Here is an 18,478-nt window from a genome sequence, read left to right on the forward strand (position 1 = left end):
AGGGGGATTTCACATCCTCCTGCTTTATTTTGTGATCAAATTATGAATAAATATTGTCGGGATTATGAAATAAGTTTGACAAATTTGTGAATAGGGGTAAAATAAAGATATAAACAAACAACAAAGGAGTGGCCAATATGACTGCAGAACAAAAGAAAGTGTTAGTATTCATTAAATATTTTTCAGGTGCGGGTGTCATCATTGGAGCAGGCATTTTTCTGATCAGTTTATTTGCAACCGGTTACAATGATGGGTTTATGATGTCTATCGTCGGTGCAACGATCCTGGTCAGCTCAATGTGGGTATTTGGCATTGGCTTAATGTTTGTCCTTATCGAAAACCTCGGCAAACGACCGACCTCTTAACGCAAAAAACCGGAGCAGGCTTTCTGCTCCGGTTTTGCTTGTTTATCGTATTTGATAGCCCCAAATCATGGTGAACAATGTACCGAGGATCGTGACAACGCCGACAAACAAGGCATAGCCGATATTCGTATACAGCGTTCTGCGATCCTCTGATTCACCAATGTGCATGAACAGAAGAAGCTGAACGCTTGCCTGAGCAAGTGCTGTGACAAGAAGAATGCCCATGCCCATCTTATAGGACATATCGAACGTGATGACCGCCAGTGCCACGACAGACAGGGCCAGGGAGAAGATAAAGCCCATGACGTGCTGTTTCGGAAACAGTTGCTTCATCATAGTACCATCAGTCCTTTCAAGTAAACGAAGCTGAAAATAAAGATCCAGACAACGTCTAGGAAATGCCAGTAAAGAGAGAAGATAAACGATTTGTTAGCTGTTTCAGGCGTCAGGCCCCGTTTTCTCACTTGAAGCAAGATCGCTGTTCCCCAGAACAAGCCGAACGTGACATGCAGTCCGTGCGTGCCGAGCAGCGTCATTAAGCTCGATAAAAACGCGCTTGTTTGAATTGTTGCGCCTTCGTTTACATACGTCACAAATTCATAAATCTCTACCCCGAGGAAGCCAAGACCGAGCACAAGCGTAATGACAAAGAATGCCATCATCGCTTTTTTCAAGCCGAGGCGCATTGCGTGAATGCCAAGCCCAATCGTAAAGCTGCTCGTCAGAAGCAAAATCGTTTCAATCATAACAGGCGGCATGTGGAAGATTTCCTGTGCGCTCGGGCCGGTCCCGAAGCGGTTTTCAAGTGTAAAGTAAACGGCAAACAGCGTCGAGAACAGCGCGATCTCAGCGCCTAAAAAGATCCAAAAGCCGAGAATTTTCAGCTGATTTTCCTCTGTACTGTATTCTAACGGCAATGTTTCATCTACTTTCATTCTTTGTCACCTCCAAGTTCGCGTTCTGTCCGTTCAACCTCTTCAACAGAGATGTAATAGCCGTGGTCCTGCTCGAATGACCGAAGGCCCATAAAGACAAAGATCAGCAGCGTGAACACAATCGCTGGAATCCACCAGCTGAACACGGCACAGAAGCCTGCCGCGAAAAACGCACCGCTCATGAGGAACGGCATGCCGCTGTTGGATGGCATATGGATTTTTTCATATGGTTCATCATTCAGTGATTCATTGTTTTTCTTCGCAAACCAGAACGCGTCCAGTTCATTGATTTTCGGCACTTTCGCAAAGTTGTACACCGGTACCGGGCTGTGTGTCGCCCATTCCAGTGAACGTGCATCCCATGGATCGCCTGATTCATCGCGCGGACTGTAGCGAATGCTCCAGTACAAGTTGTACACGAGGATGATAAAGCCGATCCCGAGGCCAACTGCTCCGATAAACGAAAGCATGTTCAATGGGCCGTAGCCAGTGCTTTCAGAGTACGTGTACATGCGGCGTGTCATTCCGTTTAAGCCAAGAATGAACAGCGGGAAAAACGCAACATTAAAGCTGATTGTAATAAACCAGAATCCGAGTTTTCCAAGCTTTTCATTTAAGCGGAAGCCGAATACTTTCGGGAACCAGAAATGGAAGCCGGCAATAACGGCGAATACGGTACCTGGAATTAAGACATAGTGAAAATGCGCGACCAGGAACATGGTGTTGTGGTACTGGTAATCCGCACTGGCCATGGCAAGCATAACGCCTGTTACACCACCGATGGTGAAAATCGGGATAAATGCCAGTGAATACAGCATCGGCGTCGTAAAGGAAATCTTCCCTTTATGCAAGGTGAGAAGCCAGTTGAATATTTTGACCCCGGTCGGAACGGCAATGAGCATCGTTGTAATCGAGAAGACGCTGTTGACCATGACGCCGTGGCCCATTGTGTAGAAATGGTGCGCCCATACGACGAAAGAAAGCAGGGAGATCGCGACCATACTAATAACCATTGATTTGTAGCCGTACAGGTTTTTCCGTGCAAACGTGGAAATAATCTCACTGTAAATCCCGAATGCCGGAAGAATGACGATATATACTTCAGGATGTCCCCAAACCCAGAACAGGTTGGCCCAGAGCATGTCCATTCCGCCGTCCTGCATCGCAAAGAATTTCGTGCCAAACTGGCGGTCCATCGTCATCAAGGCCAGCGCCACTGTCAGAACAGGGAACGCAAAAACGATAATGACGTTTGTAATCAAAACCGACCACGTAAACATCGGCATCTTCATTAATGTCATGCCAGGGGCACGCATTTTCAAAATCGTCACGACGAAGTTAATCCCCGTCATTAACGTACCAAGACCTGCAATCTGAAGCGACAGCGCGTAATAGTTGTTTCCAACCGTCGGGCTGAATTCAAGGCTTGCAAGCGGGAAGTACGCGGACCAGCCGGCATCCGGCGAGCCGCCGATAATGAACGAGATGTTAAACAGTCCCGCTCCAGCCGCAAACAGCCAGAAGCTGACGGAGTTCAAGCGCGGGAACGCCACGTCACGCGCACCGATTTGCAGCGGTGTCACAACGTTCATTAACCCGATAATAAACGGCATCGCCATAAACAGGATCATGATGACGCCGTGAGTGGTGAAGATTTCATTGTAATGCTGGGCATCTAACAGCCCGTTTTCCGGCATAGCGGTCTGGCCACGCATAAGCAAGGCATCGACGCCTCCACGGAAAAGCATAATGAGCGCCACGAGAATATACATCACACCGATTTTTTTATGGTCAACGGTCGTAATCCATTCACGCCAGAGGTATCCCCACTTTTTAAAATAGGTTAGCCCGATGAAGATGGACAGTCCGCCGACAACAATGCTGATCATTGCAGCGAGAATCATCGGTTCATTTAAAATTAAAAACTGCTGTTCATGATGAGTATCCATGCTGTGTTTCTCCTTTCATCATTCTTCTGCCTCCTGGTGATGGAAATGGTCGGTATCAGAAGAAGGAGCGGTTTCCATGTCTTCCTCGTCTGAAGCTGGTGCACCATGGTGCTCGCCTTCTGGTGCTGGGCTGAATTCAAGATGTGTGGACGAGAACGATTCACGGCCGACAAAATCCGTTTCAAGCAGCTCGTCGAATTCAGCTTCCGTTAGTTCAGGCGCTGTTGTTTTCACATCGTTTACCCATTCATCAAAATCAGCAGCCGTCATCGCCTGTGCTTCAAATTCCATTTGCGCATAACCCTGACCGTTAAAGTTCGAGTTACGTCCCATATAAGAGCCCGGAACATCTGCTGCCAGGTTGATTTTTGTTATTAACCAAACTACAATAATTAGAGAACAAAATGTCCAATATAATCGCTTTAACCCTCCTTTTTAAATAAAGTAAACTTGTTATGTTGATATGAAAAACTATGTTTATTATGTAAAATATAATTGTTAACCTGGATGGGAATAGAGGTGTAGATTGTTGAAAGTACAAGAGGTTATTTTAGATAATTTCCAAAAGAGATACATATTAGTAAATGGGGATGGCTCTCCAGTTCTCCCCGTGATGAAATACTTAAAATATCTCGACAGCACAGGCAAAAGCTACAATACACAGAAGACATACTGTTATGCATTGAAGCACTATTTCACTTACCTATTGGACATGAAAAGAGATTACAAGAATATTAGACTAGAAGATTTGGTGCATTTTGTATCATGGCTGCAAAATCCCTTTGAAAGTGCAACTATCGCATCCATGCAGCCTGTAAAAGCCTCGAAGACGGCAGCAACAATTAACCTTACGGTTACGGCAGTCACAAACTTTTATGACTATTTGTACAGGACTGAGGCAATTGAAACAAATGTGGTCAACCTGATCAATAAACAGGTATTCACAGGAGGAAAAACAAAATATAAGAGTTTTCTCTATCATGTAGCCAATAAAGAATCATCTCACCACCACATTTTAAAAGTAAAGGCACCAAAAAGAGTCTTGCAAATTTTATCGAAAGATAAAATTCAAATGTTATTAGAAGCCACAACCAACACACGTGACAGGCTGCTTATTCACCTTCTCTTTGAAACAGGACTCCGAATTGGTGAGGCACTTTCCCTTTTCATTGAAGACTTTAAACTAGATCATAAACATGGGCATCGAATTCGTTTGGTGGACCGGGGGGAATTAAAAAACGGGGCAAAGCTTAAAACGGGAGAACGGGAGATTTACATATCACAGAGGCTCCTAGATCTGTATGATGACTACCTGTATGAGGTTTTAGATGATCTGCATATAGACACCAATTTTTTATTCGTTAAACTTCGTGGGCTTAATACTGGAGAACCGATGAATTACCAAGACGTATCAGCATTGTTTAAACGCCTAAAAAAGAAAACCGGCATACATGTTCATCCCCACCTATTGCGCCATACGCATGCCACTATGTATTACAAGCAGACAAAAGACATAAAACAGGTGCAGGAAAGGCTAGGGCATGCCCAAATACAAACAACGATGAATTTCTACCTTCATCTTTCCGATGAAGAAATCCGTGAAAACTGGGAAAAAGCTCAGGTAGCGTTCGATGAAGTCACCAAGAAAGGAAAGAGGTAGATCAAGAATGGAAAATAGACAGCAAAAAGAAAGGCTGGGCTTTCACAAACAGTTACAAAAGGAATTGTCTACTTATACAGAAAAACACATTGATAAAAAAGACGGAACGATCATAACCAAGACCATTATGGACCCGTACTTCTTACAAAACAATGTGTGGAACATGGATGACCTGCTAAAAATCGAGAATTTCAGCGGGAATCCTCCCCGCCACCAAACTCGCAAGAACTTAAAATTTGAAATTAAAAATCCCAATGTGAATTTGGAAATTAAATACGTCTGGTACCATCGGTTATTTAGAGACCAATGGTCTCTCTCAACGATTTTTGGAATTGGTGCATCCCACCTGTCAAAATTGACTGCATTTTTGAATGAGCAGTTAGGCACCGTCCACTCGTTACTTGACGTGGATGTTGAAAGAACAGAACGTGATTGGGTAGCCTGGCTATCAAAAAAAGGCTATAAAACAAAAAAGATGGGTTCTTATTTCTACAAGGAGTACGTATGCCAGTCACCAATAGCTGCATTTTTCCGATTAGTACATAAAAACCTCTTTCTATTAACAGATTTCCGGCCAGAATGGGAAAAAGACCGCTGGGATATAAGGATTTTACATGCTCAATATGGGGTGAACTACAACAAAAGTGCCGCTGCCTATTATCTTGATTTTTCTGGCATCAAGGCATCTCCTTTCAGGGAACTAGTGAAACATTATGTGAAACAGTGGCTGCTTAATCAGCATTCCTTTACAGCAGCCACTGATTTTATTAAACATGTTGCACTCTTTATTAATTATCTTTTGTCTGAAGAACCTTCCTGGAAAAACCTTAATTCCCTAAAACGCCGTCACGTTGAAAACTATATAGGCTGGATCAGGCATTATTCCATGAACAACAAAAAAATCAAGCATTTTGAGAGCCATATTGCGACGAACCTACATTGTGTCGGGAAATTCTTGGAGCATCTTTACCGATATGAAAGTACCGAAGGCCCAGAAGCTCATCCAAGCTTCCTGCTTTTCCCTGAAGACCGGCCGAAACGAAAAAAGAAATCCCACGACCAAATAAACTATATTCCTGATACCGTGCTTGAACAGCTGTTTACCTATATTCAAGACCTTCCTAAAGAGGCACAACCTGTCGTATGGGTAGCATTTAAAACGGGAATGAGAATTTCAGATGTTTTAGGCCTCACCCAGGATTGCTTAATCAAATTGAACGGAAAATATTATATAGAGACGGACATTGAAAAAACGTTCGTTATTGGCCACCGTGTTCCAATCGATGACGATTTAGCCAGTATTATCGCAGCAAATATTAACGATTCCAAAGTTCTGAGCAATGATGACAATAACCCTGATAAGTATATTTTTGTCCGTTATAGCGGAGCGAGAAAAGGAAAGCCTTACACCCCGGAATGGATCCGGGTCAAACTGAATGAGCTGGCAATAGCAAAAAATATCACGGATGAAAACGGAAATCTGTTTCACTTCAAGACCCATCAGTTTCGTCACACCTATGCCGTTAAAATGTTAAATAGCGGAGTTGACCTCGTAACGGTGCAGGAACTTTTAGCGCACGCTTCTCCAGAAATGACTTTGCGGTACGCTAAGCTGCTCGACAATACAAAACGCAAAGCATTTGAGGAGGCGATGAAGCAAGGAGTATTCAGTTTCGATCTCAACGGTGAAGTACAGGAAGTAAAGGCAAATGAAGATATTCCATCGGATATTTTAACAACGTTATGGCAGGACCATAAATTAAATGCCATAGACAATCCTTACGGATCTTGTCACGCACGATTGAACGGAAACTGTCCTTATTCTGAAGAACCCCCTTGCCTAACGTGCAATGGAGGAAGTCCATGTAAGGATTTGGCGATAGGGTTTTCTGACTTGGATACCCAAAAATATGAGTTATTAGTAAAGACAACGCTTAAGATGATCGATTCCCTGAAACAAGTGGGAAGGCATGAGATCGCTGAGAAGAACAAAAAAAATCTAAACCGGTATGAAAATATACTAAAGACGATAAAAGAGGGCAATATTATCTTTGGCCGGCTAGAACGGGTAAACAGAAAGCTAGGTGTTCAAAATGGCTCGCTATAACCGCACTGATCATATGAAATCGATCCATTCGTCCAGAAAAGCCCAAACTCAGCGGAAAGTGGATGAAGCCATCCAAAAGCTCGTAAGAGCGAAGGGAAAGATAAACTTTAACAGTGTTGCAAGTCTCGCGGGTGTGGCGAAAGCTACCCTTTACAATCATTCCGACATTCGTGAGCGCATTGAAACATTGCGTGACCAGCAAGCTAATGTCTCTCATCCAGAAATGCTTAAATATAAGATGGACCAAAACAACAAGGACGCGATTATTGCATCGTTACAGCGAAAAATTAAGAAGATAGAAAAGGAAAACAAGGAATTGCGCGAGCAATTAAAAATGGCATATGGGGAGATTTATAAGAAAATTTAAATTTGTGGTCGTTATTTGTGAAATAAAAGAAAAGTTTAATTACGGAGCAGCAGAAGATTATATTATACATAGCTAATATACAAGGGACTTTATGTTTAAGCCATTTATAAATATTTGGTCTTGATAAAAGTGACGTGCGCACTCATGGCGTACTTTTGTCCGGCGAGCTGCGGAATCCAGAAGCTGGTGATCGGACCGTATGAATATAAGCGGAACTCAACCGGCCGGTCAACAGGAAGATTCACATAGTTTACTGTTTCTACTCCTTCTTCCGGATAGCTGAAGTGCCATTTCCAGTTGGAGGATGCAGCATAGATCACTAGCGGCTCTTGATCCTCGTAGCCGACAGGTGTGCTTTCCACTTTGCTTGTACTTTGCACCGTAATGACGGATAAAAACACAACAATAATAAGCGGAATTGCCGTCCAAATAATTTCAAGCTTCGTACTGCCTTCTACGTGCGGAGGCTCGTAATCCTTTCCCATTTTTGACGCGCGGTATTTAATGAGCATAAACGCATACAACACGTAAACGACCAATAAAATGCCTGCCATCACAAGGATGGACAAAATAATGGTGTCAGACAGTGTCTTTGCTTGTGGTCCCTTTGGATCGAGCACCATGAGTGGATTCTCACATCCTGCAAGCACCGTGGCAATAGTGATAACTGCTGACAATAACAGCCATTTCTTTTTCATGCTGTACCCCTTTCTTATGTAATAGCCTAGTAGAAAGCGAAAAGATTGTTAATATATTCACAATTGAACAGTTTAAGGTAGGTAAACAAGAATTGCAACGATCTTTTCGCCTTCCCCTATGCTAAGCCTATTAATAGGAAAAAACAATTGGTTAATGGGCAGTGTCACAAAAAATTCAACAGTTTGCATGGATCCTTCCGGAAAAGGAAAATTGCGGCTGGACAGTTTTCAGCAAACATGTCCTCGTGATTAAGAGCCGAAAAACGGGGTAGTTTAAAGAAAGAGATTGAAAAAGAGGAGTGGTAACGATGGCAAAAGTGATTGCTGTTTTATCAAGTGGACATAAAGACGAGCAAAATAACTACGAAACCGGCTGGTGGGCAGAAGAGCTGTTTGCACCTCTTGAGCGTTTAGAAGGAGCGGGCCATACAGTAGACCTTGCTTCACCGCTTGGCGGCAAGCCGGTGCTTGACCAGGTCAGCCTGCAAAGCGATTATGATCCGGATGGAAAATACAAAGCAATGTACGAATCCGGACGCGCGGACAGCACGGTCAAATTAGCGGATGTACATGCTCGCGAATACGATGCGCTGCTGATTGTCGGCGGCCACGGAGCAATGTACGACCTTGCGAAAGACAGCCATCTGCATTCACTTATTAATGACATGTATGACCAGGGAAGCATCGTCGCAGCGGAATGTCACGGCCCCGCACCGCTCATCTGGGCTACTCGTCCGGACGGAAAAAGCATTATCGAAGGAAAAACGGTCACAGGCTATCCGAATGAAATTGAGCCAGAGGGACTGCTTGATATTCTGCCATTCAGCCTGGAGGATGAATTAACGAAAACAGCCCGGTACGACAAAGGGAGTCTTGAGAAAAAAGCACATGCGGTCTGGGCAGACGATCAGATTGTGACGAGCCGAGATCCCTTTTCTTCAGAATTAATGGGCGAAGAGCTGGTAAAGGCATTAAAAAATAAGTAATAAGCAGACAAAAAGCTTTCTTTATTGGAACACTTTCACTAAAATCAAGTGGAAGTGTTCTTTTTTTTGACTATATAGAATGGGAAAGAGGGGTAAGAATGGCGTACATATTATTAATTGTCGGGTTTGCTTTATTAATCAAAGGAGCGGATTGGTTTGTCGAAGGAGCATCCAATATTGCCGGCTTGCTTCGTGTACCGCCGATTTTAGTCGGCTTGACGATCGTCGCCTTTGGAACGAGCTCTCCTGAAGCGACCGTCAGTATCATCGCGGCGCTTGAGGGCAGTGCAGATGTGGCACTTGGAAATGTGATCGGAAGCAATATCTTTAACATTACACTCGTTGTCGGCATCACCGCCATGCTGAATCCGCTCAAGGTGGAAAGTGAAACAATCCGGAAGGAAATCCCGTTTACGCTGCTTGCGAGTGCGGCGCTGCTCGTTCTGATGAGCGATATGGCTCTGCAAGGATTCAGCAGCAACCTGATTACACGCAGCGACGGACTGATCTTTTTATTGTTTTTCGCTGTGTTCATGTATTACGTGTTTGAAATCGCCCGGAAAAGCCGGAACAATGGCGGAGAAGCAGAGCAGCCGGTAAATACAACATGGGGGAAAAACACGCTGTTCACGCTGCTGGGGCTGGCCGCCATTATCTTTGGAGGCGATCTCGTTGTCAGCAATAGTACCGAAATCGCATACGCGCTTGGCATGAGTGAAACACTCGTCGGCTTAACCATCGTCGCAATCGGAACGTCGCTTCCCGAGCTGGTCACATCCATTACAGCTGCTTTGAAAAAACAAAGTGAAATTGCACTCGGCAACATTGTCGGAAGCAACATCTTTAACATTTTATTCGTTCTCGGTACATCGTCCGTTATTTCACCACTTGCCGTCAACAGCAAAGTATTTACAGATGTGGTGATCATGATTGTGTTAACGATCCTGCTGCTCGTGTTTTCCAGAACCCATTCGAAAGTCGGCAAAGGGGAAGGAGCGGTTCTTGCCGCTATGTATATTGCCTATTTGGTTTATGTTATTTTGCGTAACTAACCGGATCAATAGTGGAGTCTAAATGAAAAGAAAGTTGGAACAAACACAAGTGAAAGAGCTACTTATTGCCCAATATGATTTTCTCGTCGATGCGCCAACCGAATATGTATTCAAATGCGTCAATGACGATGAAATGATTTTGCAGTGGAATGATCACTTAGTGGAAAATGTATATGAAAGCCCGGAAGATCAATTGAATCCAAAAGCAGGCTCTCGGTTTAAATCGGTCCAGCTTATTGAAAAAAAGAAGTTCACGGTGGATGCTGTTTTGACCGTGTATGAACCGCCGTACCGCGTGGATGTATCCGCCGAAACGAAAGAAGGGACATCCACCACAAGCTATCAGCTAAGCCGCGAAGGCGGGTATACGCGGCTGATGATTGAAGTCACCATGATCCCGTCCAACTGGTTTTACCGGATGAACGCGCGCCTGTTTGGCTGGGCCGCCCGCATGATGTATCTTGAACAATTCGAAAAGCTGGAGAAATTTTGTGAGGAAAACTATACGCATAACTGGGATTCTTCGCAATAAATCGAAATGTGGTACACTGTTTATATACAAAAAAACCGGGTGGTGAGACACCCGGTTGGTACAGCTGACATACCGCTAAAAGAGCGGTTGGCCAGTAAAGCAAAATCTAGGTGTTGCAAAATAACCACCCTGCTTACTTGGTCGTTAGCGGAGGGTGGTTATTTTTTCTGTTGTAAAACGAGTAATGCATGCCCATTAAAACAATTTCATTTGTTTTGACTCGGCGACACTTGCTGCTTCATCTTCTACAGAATAGCCCATTGAAGTATATCCTTTTAAGCGTTTCTCATACATGGTTTTTAAGATCGGTACTTTTTTGTCTACATAATCATAGACCTGTACTTCTTGTTTGCCATTATAGACTCTATGAATGCGGCCGACATACTGCTGAAGAGTTCCTTTCCACGAAATCGGCATGGCTAAGAAAAGTGTATCTAGACGAGGGTCATCAAATCCTTCACCGATAAACTTACCTGTTGCAATAACAAGGCGTTCTTCAGAAGAGGGAAGGTGAGCAAGATGTTCCATCGCTTTTTGTACTTCTTTTTTCTTCAGATTTCCCGCCAGTACTATAATATTTTTCGCAAAGTTCCTAAATCGTTTTGCAAGAATCTCGACGTGCTGCACCCGTTCAGTCAGTATAAGGGGTGTTCTCCCGCTATCAAGCGCTTTCAAAACATCATCGAAAAGAAGATTGTTTCGTTCTTCATTTATAGTCAACTCACCATAGATTAATGCCATATTGGTGCTTGAAGTCAAGAAATCAGTTTGTCTCACGAGGAGCTTGTGCCCAAAAGGCCGGATTTGTGCCTGCTTTTTCAGGTTTGTCTTGTAACGAATCGGACCGCATTGCATAAATAAAATCGGATGCAGGCCATCTTTCCGAGAAGGTGTGGCTGTTAGTCCATAAATGTGCTTAGCGCGCAAATACTGTAAAACTTTTTCAAAGCTAATGGCGGGAATATGATGGCATTCGTCAATAATGACCTGTCCATATTGAGTAATCAATGATTTAATTTCACCACGATAATTTAAACTTTGAACGGTTGCGATATCGATAACACCTGTGACAGAATTATTTCCACTACCAATTTTTCCAACATCGACACCTAAAAAAGAAGAAAGCTGCCCAGCCCACTGGTCCATTAATTGCTTTCGATGAACAATGATGAGTGTGTTTGTTTTCCTTGCTCCAATGAGAGCTGCTGCTGTGACTGTTTTCCCAAATCCTGTGGCGGCACACAAAATACCATTTTCCTTTTCGAGTAGAGCTTGTAATGCTTCTTCTTGTTGTGGCAACAGAGTACCATCAAAAGAACAATCGATTTCATCACCAGCAAACAGCTGATCACTAATATCGATTTCAATACCTAGTCTTTTTAATAAGGCTTGAAGCTGTTCTAGGCATCCCCTTGGCAAAATTAACTCGTCTGCGATAATTTGAGAACAGTTTATTACTCTTGGTATTTGGTGTGTAGAGAGACGATTTTTTTGTGCTTTGTAAAATGCCGGATTATGAAACACGGCCAGCTCCATCATCTTTGTAATAAGAGAAGAGGGGACCTGTTCTTTTTTTATGTGTATACCATTTTTAAGTGACACTTCTATTCTTTTTGGCAAAGGCCCATCCAACTGATTTTCGGTCCTTTTTTCTTCAATGAGGCGTAACACTTCCAGTTTCGTTAACTTCTTCACGGAAGACAAATACATCCACTGATCTTTATAAGGTGTGAAATTTTCATCAACAAATACACTGTTTCCCTTTAAACGAGCCTGTTTTTGCAACGGTAGAGCAATAAGGTTTCCAAACCCGCCTTTTGGAAGAGTATCCTGGTTAGGAAACATGCGATCATACGAATCTAACCCAACCTCATGACGTTTTTCCAGTGTCTTTGCTAAAATGACCACTCCCAGCTTTCTTGCTAAAGAAGCAGGGATGCTTTCTGAATAAAAGATCCATACATGCGCGCCTTTTCCTGAACGAGAGCGCTCTATGCTGTACGGAATACCCATCTGCTTGCACGTTTCTGTAAAGGCTCTCACATCTTGCATCCAGTCTTTTTTATCAAAATCAACAGCTAAAAAAGAGCATGTTTCATCTATTTGAAGAGGATACAGCCCTACAGTACAAGCTCCGCTGAGATGTTGAAAAATGATTTGGTCCGTTAAGGGTAAAAGAGAGCGGTGCTTGCATTCAGAACATTTAATTTCAGGTTTTTTACATATGGGAGCTTTCCATTCATGTTCACAAGCAGGGACGTAGCCAGACCTCCCGTTTCTGGCTTCCCAACGTAAAGCATAGACATCATCTCTGCCTTGAAATAAACTTTTGAACAATTGGATTTTTTCTTCTGGTCGGGATTGACTTGTCAAAATTTTCAGTTCTTCATTTGCAGACTCGGCAGATGTCTTTGTTAACTGTGACACAAGCTTTTTTAAATAGTCATTTTCCTTTTTTAAACGATCACACTCAGCTAGAGCTTCTTCGAGTTTATGATATATATTCATATGTCACCATCAAATTTGTTTGTTTTTTTAATAGTATACATTGTTCAAATGGAAAGGTCATTAATAGATCTAAAATCATTAGGATGCATAAAAAAATGAAAATGTGGTACACTGTTTATATACAAAAAAAGACCGGGTGGTGAGACACCCGGTCGCTGCAGCTGACATACCGCCTAAAGAGTGGTTGGCCAGTTGAAGAATGTTTACCTAAAAAAGTAACCACCCTGCATACTTGCTGGTAAGCGGAGGGTGGTTACTTTTTTTATTGGTGTAAAGAGCCATTATCGCAACCACAGTCGTTACTATTGCCGCGAGAAACATGCCAAATTGAAAGAGCATGTTCATTGCTTCATACGTTACCATTATTATAACACCCTCTTTCTAAAGGGAGTGCCAACCGCCCGTCCGCTTTATGTCGCTGCTGAAGGTAGTTTACCATTGTTCCGAACAAAAAGCGATTGGTTGGTAGAATCAAAATTCAGCATTTTTCTGAAGTGGTATTTGAAAATGATGACCGTGATAATAGTTCTCGTCAGTCTCGAAATTACTATTCTGAAAAAAATAATTGAATTATAAAAACCCGTAATTTTTCTCATTTTATCCAATTAAAGATATTCTGAAATATCAATTCCATCAATTTTTCTTGGAAAAATGATGTCTCTGAAGAATAAGAAAGGTGATTCCTGCAAGAAAAACGAGGCTGCCCCAAAACAGCGGGTTGGTAACAAGGTTCATTGGATGAAACGGTGCTTTGTGAACATATACCGCCCTGACCCACACATCCATATCTTTTACCGCAATTGCAGCGGTAGGAGAGACGCCTTGTATTTCAGCATATGGCGTGCCGATTTCATAAAAGTTAGAGGCGTTGCCGTAATGATCACCGGTCATATTATCCGGCTTCGTTTCAACTGCACCGATTTCTTTCCCTATATTTTGATCATCGAGCGGCTCATTTTGTTTCACTTCATACACGCTGCCATCCCAGACGACAAACGGATAAGCCCATGACAGCGCTTGAACATTTGACGAGAAGAACAAGATGGAAAGAAGAAAAGTCAGCATAAGGTGTTAAAGCCTCCGATCGTTTCTACATGCTTTAAAAGCGTAGAAAAGGTACTAATTATATAATAAGCACGATGGAAGGGCGTAAAAAAGCCCGAAAAGCAAGTTTATTTTTTTGAAGTTAACATAATATTTATTATAGAAAGTTGAATATCTTTTTTCTCATTAACCAAGTATACTTGTTATATTGAGAAAAAAGAAAATTTTATTGTTCCGCCAGCTGCCAGTTTTCGATCCATTTGTCTGTACCGGATTTAACAGCTTCAGCTCGTAAATACGCGTGATCGATTAAATCATCCCGATGAAGCAAAAACATTCGGTACGCCCACTGATAATCCTCATGGTCTTCAGGAAATAAAACGTTGGATACGAGGACAGATTCGAGCCGGTGAATAATGATATCTTCTACAGAAATGACAAAAATGCTGCGGCCGCTTTTTAATTCGATTTCCACGACTTTTTCTTCGTTTCCTTCTAAATGACTCGCTGGGATTTCAATCGCGATTTCCAGGTCTTCATGGTACCATTCACGCGCTGTTCGGCTAAAGCCAAGCTCCTTCGTCAGCAGCTGATCGAATTTCTCCCATCCGCTGGAAATGAAATCAATATCATGTGTTGTATAGTGGTTTAGTGTATACAGTTCAACGGCTAGTCCCCCGACAACCACAGGCTTAATGTGCTGGGTAGCCATATATTCGGTGATCAGTCCGGCAAATTCAAACATGCGCTCGCGAATAGGAAGCTGCATAAGGGATAATAGCTCTCTGTTGAGCCGGTCAATAGGCGTCAAAATAGATCTTCCCTGCGCTTTTAATGATAAAGGTCCCTTCCTGTAACGCACGCCGTTTTTTGGCTAATACTAGAGCAGTTAAGGCTTCTGACTCGCCGGATGAACGAATTCTCGAGCGTCTGAAGGCCGCACCGCCGGTTTTTGTCTGGTACAACTTCTTATTTACGGCTGGGCGTTTGGATTCAATGGATGATTGCAAGGCATCAAACTGGATTTTCATATACAATCTCCTCCTCGTTCCTTTTAGTATACCCGATTTTGCAGCATTCGCGACAAAAGAAATTCGAAACAATCTATTATGGGCGTGGTTTGACAGTTGTTAGTAGAAAGCACGCCCATAATGATACACCAAAAAGTCCGAACGGCGATTCGCCCGGACTTTTTTTGGTTAAGACGTTTTTTCCACTGAATGCAGCTGCTGCTTTTCTTTTTCGGCTATTCGTTTTTCTTTACGGATCATGTAGCCTGTCAGCGGGATCCATATAATAACGAGTGCGATAAAAATAGCTGTTTTGACGCTGCTTGTGATGCTTGTGTAGCCAAGTACCGCGTTCAGATTGGTCATGATGAGCATACCGCTGACGATCACGGCTAATACGCGGGTTGGCAGACTTTTGACGATCCAGGCCGCGAATGGCGCGGCGATCACACCGCCGAGCATGATGGCGCCCGCCCACGTCCAATTGATTTTATCCGGACCGAGGGAAATGAAAAAGCCGATCGTGGCTGCTGTTGCGACAGCAAATTCACTGGCTGCAACTGTGCCAATGACGATGCGCGGCTGCATGCCTTTTTGAGAAAGCAAAGCAGGTGTCGCAATAGGACCCCAGCCCCCTCCGCCGCTTGCGTCAAAAAAACCGCCAATAAAGCCTAAAGGAATAAAAAAACGATTGGTCGGTGGTTTTGGCTTTTGCTTGCGTGCATCCTTTAAAAAGAGAAAGCGTCCAAGAATAAACAGGCCAAGACAAAGCAGGAACCCGGAAATGTAAAGGCGTACGAAATCTCCTGTTAAATTGCTTAAAAACGTTGCTCCGGCAAAGGCACCAATCGCGCCGGGGACAATCAGTTTTCTGAGCATCGCCTTGTCAACATTGCCAAACTGCCGGTGGCTGATGCCAGAAGCTGCGGTTGTAACGACTTCTGCCATATGGACAGAAGCGGACGCAATGGCGGGCGCGATCCCTGCTGTCAACAGCAATGTCGTCGATGTGAGGCCGTAGCCCATTCCGAGCGACCCGTCAACAAGCTGGGCAGCGAGCCCGACGAGCGCCAGAATTAAAAAACGTTCCATATCGGTTCCTCCTGTTGTCTACAAAGCGGGATAGCGAGAATAAAGGTCCGCCATATAGTGCTCCCGCTCGTCTGGATAATCTAGGTAGCGGGCTTCCACCGCTTTCTTCAGCCAGTGCCTTCGCTCTGGCCGCTCTTGTACGTGCTTTTTTATATACTGTCTTGCTTCAAATAAAAAGTCGACATACTCTTCATAGCGTTCATCGAATTCTTCCTCAAGGCGGTTGCGTATGTGCGTTGAGAGCGATGGGCTGGCCCCGCTCGTCGACACGCTGATCAACAGCCGGCCGCGCTTTAGAACGGCGGGAATCTGTGCATTGCCAAGATCGGTTTGCTCTGCATGCACGACGATTTTCTGCTGGGCACGTGCTCGTTCCGCCATGGTTCGGTTGACGTCAGGATTGTCCGTAACCAGCATGATAATAAAGGCATCTGCTAGGTCCGCCCATTCCACCGGCTTTTGATGGACAACAGCCAGCCCTCGTTCAGCAAGTGCCCAAATAGCAGGATGAATGTCGGGTGCAATCACGTCCGGCACGATGCCGAACCGGTTTAAATTCTCCACTTTATGAAGCGCAATCGGCCCGCCGCCGACGATCGCGATTTTTTGGTCCGCTGCATCAACCATGATCGGAAACATGAAAAACCTCCGATTCAGCTGCTTCACGGACCCGGTCAGCGAGAATAGCACTGACGGTTTCGTCATAGCCGATCTGGGCGCATAAATGAACATCGCCGCCTGTATCAAGGTCTTTTATCGCCCGGCCCATTGTTTTCATGAGCACACCGCTGAATAAAATGTAAGGGAGAATAAAAAGCTGCTTCGGGCGCAAGGCAGCGAGCCGCCTTAATTCTTCTTCAAACGGCGGATCACATGCGGCCATGTAGCTAACGTGCACGTCCTCGAGACCCGTTTTTTGCTTAAACAACGACAGGATCTCCGCAAAGTCCTGCTTGGTCAGCGGATCGGAGCTGCCGCGTCCAACAAGCAGCACCGTCGCATCGGGCTGTGCATCCGCCGCGCGATTCATCCGGTCCATTAACACATCGATCATTTGCGGGTGAACGCCGAGTGGCCGGCCATACCGGACCGTTAGAGCTGGATAAGGAGCGACCGCCCTGGCGAGGTCCTGTGGAATGTCAACCTTTGCATGACCTGCTGTCAGCAGCAAAAATGGCACTGCGATAATCTCTGTTGCGCCGCGCTCTACACATGCACGTACGCCTTCTTCGATCGACGGCTCTGACAGCTCCAGGTAGCAGATCTCTTGAATATCCACTTTCACAAGCGGCATCGTGCGTGCAATAAAATCAGCGGCTTGTTTAGCACCCGCTTTTAAACGAGTCCCGTGACAGATGTATAAAACAGCTCTCACTGTTTCTTCACCTCCACCGGGATCTCCTTGAACCAGGTTAACTCATCCCGCATCCGGACCACTTCTCCAATGACGATCATACTTGGATTGGTGATGCCGGCTGACTGCGCTACATCATAAATGGTTTCAAGCGTCCCGGTAACGGTTTGCTGCTTATTGGTCGTTCCCCAGTGAATCAAGGCAGCCGGTGTGGTTTTGGGCTTGCCGTACTGAATAAGCTTTTCTTGAATGTGCGGCAGGTTCTTCACACCCATGTAAACGGCAATGGTGTCAATGCCTTTTGCGAGAGACGCCCACTTCAGCTCTTCATCGGCGCCTTCCTTCCGGTGTCCCGTCACGATGGCGAATGAAGCGCCAAGATCTCGGTGCGTTACCGGAATGCCCGCATAAGCGGGCGCCGCAATGCCGGACGTAATGCCGGGGACCACTTCGAATTCAATGCCGTTTTGTACGGCCGCCGCTGCTTCCTCACCGCCTCGGCCGAAGACAAACGGATCGCCGCCTTTTAAGCGCACTACCTGTTTGCCCTGCCTGGCGTGGTCAACCAGAAGCTCATTAATGTTTTCCTGCTGTACAAAATGCCGGTCTGGCAGCTTTCCGCAGAAAATCAGCTCCGTTCCTTCCTTCGCATGCTCGAGAAGCTCCATGCTGATCAACCGGTCATATAAAATGACGTCCGCTTTTTGAATGGCTTTTAACCCCTTTACCGTAATTAAATCCGGGTCGCCCGGACCTGCACCGACAAGCCATATTTTGCCCATCGTGCCACCTCCATTTTCTCTTTTTTCTTATTGTAGC

General features: G+C 44.5%; 20 protein-coding genes and 1 pseudogene. 7 read left to right on the forward strand and 14 right to left on the reverse strand.

What is annotated here, in order from left to right:
* Window positions 1–137 precede the first annotated feature (137 nt).
* Window positions 138–365, forward strand: a complete 228-nt coding sequence (locus BW952_RS00775) for a hypothetical protein (protein ID WP_045851076.1) — start codon at window positions 138–140, stop codon at window positions 363–365.
* Window positions 366–407: 42 nt separating this feature from the next.
* On the opposite strand, the gene qoxD is transcribed toward BW952_RS00775, so the two are convergent.
* The 4 genes from qoxD to BW952_RS00795 are packed head-to-tail and all read right to left on the reverse strand — an operon-like array spanning window position 408 to window position 3,540.
* A complete protein-coding gene (gene qoxD / locus BW952_RS00780) occupies window positions 408–698 on the reverse strand; it encodes a cytochrome aa3 quinol oxidase subunit IV (RefSeq protein ID WP_045851075.1) in 291 nt (96 codons plus the stop codon).
* Window positions 698–1,300, reverse strand: coding sequence for a cytochrome aa3 quinol oxidase subunit III (gene qoxC / locus BW952_RS00785; RefSeq protein ID WP_045851074.1), 603 nt, complete (start codon window positions 1,298–1,300; stop codon window positions 698–700). The genes qoxD and qoxC overlap by 1 nt, the downstream gene beginning before the upstream one ends.
* Window positions 1,297–3,249, reverse strand: coding sequence for a cytochrome aa3 quinol oxidase subunit I (gene qoxB, locus BW952_RS00790; protein WP_045851073.1), 1,953 nt, complete (start codon window positions 3,247–3,249; stop codon window positions 1,297–1,299). Before qoxB ends, qoxC begins: the two co-directional genes overlap by 4 nt.
* Window positions 3,250–3,267: 18 nt before the next feature.
* Window positions 3,268–3,540: a hypothetical protein gene (locus tag BW952_RS00795; protein WP_052698460.1), complete on the reverse strand. Its 273-nt coding sequence runs from the start codon at window positions 3,538–3,540 to the stop codon at window positions 3,268–3,270.
* A 238-nt stretch (window positions 3,541–3,778) separates the two neighbouring features.
* Here BW952_RS00795 and BW952_RS00800 point away from each other — a divergent pair, with 238 nt between their 5' ends.
* The 3 genes from BW952_RS00800 to BW952_RS00810 are packed head-to-tail and all read left to right on the forward strand — an operon-like array spanning window position 3,779 to window position 7,383.
* Window positions 3,779–4,909 carry a tyrosine-type recombinase/integrase gene (locus BW952_RS00800; RefSeq protein ID WP_045851072.1) on the forward strand — a complete coding sequence of 377 codons (1,131 nt, stop codon included), beginning with the start codon at window positions 3,779–3,781 and terminating at the stop codon, window positions 4,907–4,909.
* A 7-nt stretch (window positions 4,910–4,916) separates the two neighbouring features.
* A complete protein-coding gene (locus BW952_RS00805; RefSeq protein ID WP_045851071.1) occupies window positions 4,917–7,016 on the forward strand; it encodes a tyrosine-type recombinase/integrase in 2,100 nt (699 codons plus the stop codon).
* Window positions 7,003–7,383, forward strand: a complete 381-nt coding sequence (locus BW952_RS00810) for a DUF6262 family protein (protein ID WP_045851070.1) — start codon at window positions 7,003–7,005, stop codon at window positions 7,381–7,383. Before BW952_RS00805 ends, BW952_RS00810 begins: the two co-directional genes overlap by 14 nt.
* Window positions 7,384–7,511: 128 nt before the next feature.
* Here BW952_RS00810 and BW952_RS00815 read toward each other — a convergent pair.
* Window positions 7,512–8,081: pseudogene (locus BW952_RS00815) on the reverse strand (cytochrome c oxidase subunit II transmembrane domain-containing protein); the annotation flags it as partial.
* Window positions 8,082–8,389: 308 nt separating this feature from the next.
* Here BW952_RS00815 and BW952_RS00820 point away from each other — a divergent pair.
* The 3 genes from BW952_RS00820 to BW952_RS00830 all read left to right on the forward strand — a co-directional run bounded on the left by BW952_RS00820 (window position 8,390) and on the right by BW952_RS00830 (window position 10,651).
* Window positions 8,390–9,067 carry a type 1 glutamine amidotransferase domain-containing protein gene (locus BW952_RS00820; RefSeq protein ID WP_045851069.1) on the forward strand — a complete coding sequence of 226 codons (678 nt, stop codon included), beginning with the start codon at window positions 8,390–8,392 and terminating at the stop codon, window positions 9,065–9,067.
* A gap of 98 nt (window positions 9,068–9,165) precedes the next feature.
* The gene (locus tag BW952_RS00825) at window positions 9,166–10,119 is read left to right on the forward strand and encodes a calcium/sodium antiporter (protein WP_045851068.1); all 954 of its coding nucleotides are present in this window, start codon (window positions 9,166–9,168) and stop codon (window positions 10,117–10,119) included.
* Window positions 10,120–10,141: 22 nt separating this feature from the next.
* On the forward strand, window positions 10,142–10,651 hold the full coding sequence (locus BW952_RS00830) for an SRPBCC family protein (protein WP_052698459.1): 510 nt from the start codon (window positions 10,142–10,144) through the stop codon (window positions 10,649–10,651).
* A 195-nt stretch (window positions 10,652–10,846) separates the two neighbouring features.
* On the opposite strand, the gene BW952_RS00835 is transcribed toward BW952_RS00830, so the two are convergent.
* From BW952_RS00835 to cobA, 9 genes are all read right to left on the reverse strand, one after another.
* Complete coding sequence (locus BW952_RS00835; RefSeq protein ID WP_045851067.1) at window positions 10,847–13,159, reverse strand: TOTE conflict system archaeo-eukaryotic primase domain-containing protein; 2,313 nt, start codon at window positions 13,157–13,159, stop codon at window positions 10,847–10,849.
* 207 nt (window positions 13,160–13,366) lie between these two features.
* A complete protein-coding gene (locus BW952_RS19745) occupies window positions 13,367–13,522 on the reverse strand; it encodes a putative holin-like toxin (RefSeq protein ID WP_269430734.1) in 156 nt (51 codons plus the stop codon).
* Between the two features lie 270 nt (window positions 13,523–13,792).
* Window positions 13,793–14,224: a hypothetical protein gene (locus BW952_RS00840; RefSeq protein WP_045851066.1), complete on the reverse strand. Its 432-nt coding sequence runs from the start codon at window positions 14,222–14,224 to the stop codon at window positions 13,793–13,795.
* A gap of 205 nt (window positions 14,225–14,429) precedes the next feature.
* Window positions 14,430–15,014 carry a hypothetical protein gene (locus BW952_RS00845; protein WP_052698458.1) on the reverse strand — a complete coding sequence of 195 codons (585 nt, stop codon included), beginning with the start codon at window positions 15,012–15,014 and terminating at the stop codon, window positions 14,430–14,432.
* Window positions 15,001–15,234: a hypothetical protein gene (locus BW952_RS00850; RefSeq protein ID WP_045851065.1), complete on the reverse strand. Its 234-nt coding sequence runs from the start codon at window positions 15,232–15,234 to the stop codon at window positions 15,001–15,003. The genes BW952_RS00845 and BW952_RS00850 overlap by 14 nt, the downstream gene beginning before the upstream one ends.
* 168 nt (window positions 15,235–15,402) lie before the next feature.
* Window positions 15,403–16,305, reverse strand: coding sequence for a sulfite exporter TauE/SafE family protein (locus BW952_RS00855; RefSeq protein WP_045851064.1), 903 nt, complete (start codon window positions 16,303–16,305; stop codon window positions 15,403–15,405).
* A gap of 18 nt (window positions 16,306–16,323) precedes the next feature.
* The gene (locus BW952_RS00860) at window positions 16,324–16,944 is read right to left on the reverse strand and encodes a precorrin-2 dehydrogenase/sirohydrochlorin ferrochelatase family protein (RefSeq protein ID WP_045851063.1); all 621 of its coding nucleotides are present in this window, start codon (window positions 16,942–16,944) and stop codon (window positions 16,324–16,326) included.
* Window positions 16,925–17,680, reverse strand: a complete 756-nt coding sequence (locus tag BW952_RS00865; protein WP_045851062.1) for a sirohydrochlorin chelatase — start codon at window positions 17,678–17,680, stop codon at window positions 16,925–16,927. The genes BW952_RS00860 and BW952_RS00865 overlap by 20 nt, the downstream gene beginning before the upstream one ends.
* Window positions 17,677–18,441, reverse strand: coding sequence for a uroporphyrinogen-III C-methyltransferase (cobA, locus tag BW952_RS00870; protein ID WP_045851061.1), 765 nt, complete (start codon window positions 18,439–18,441; stop codon window positions 17,677–17,679). The genes BW952_RS00865 and cobA overlap by 4 nt, the downstream gene beginning before the upstream one ends.
* Window positions 18,442–18,478 lie beyond the last annotated feature (37 nt).

The organism is Domibacillus enclensis (assembly GCF_900156125.1).
In the GTDB taxonomy this organism is placed as follows: Bacteria; Bacillota; Bacilli; order Bacillales; family Domibacillaceae; genus Domibacillus; species Domibacillus enclensis.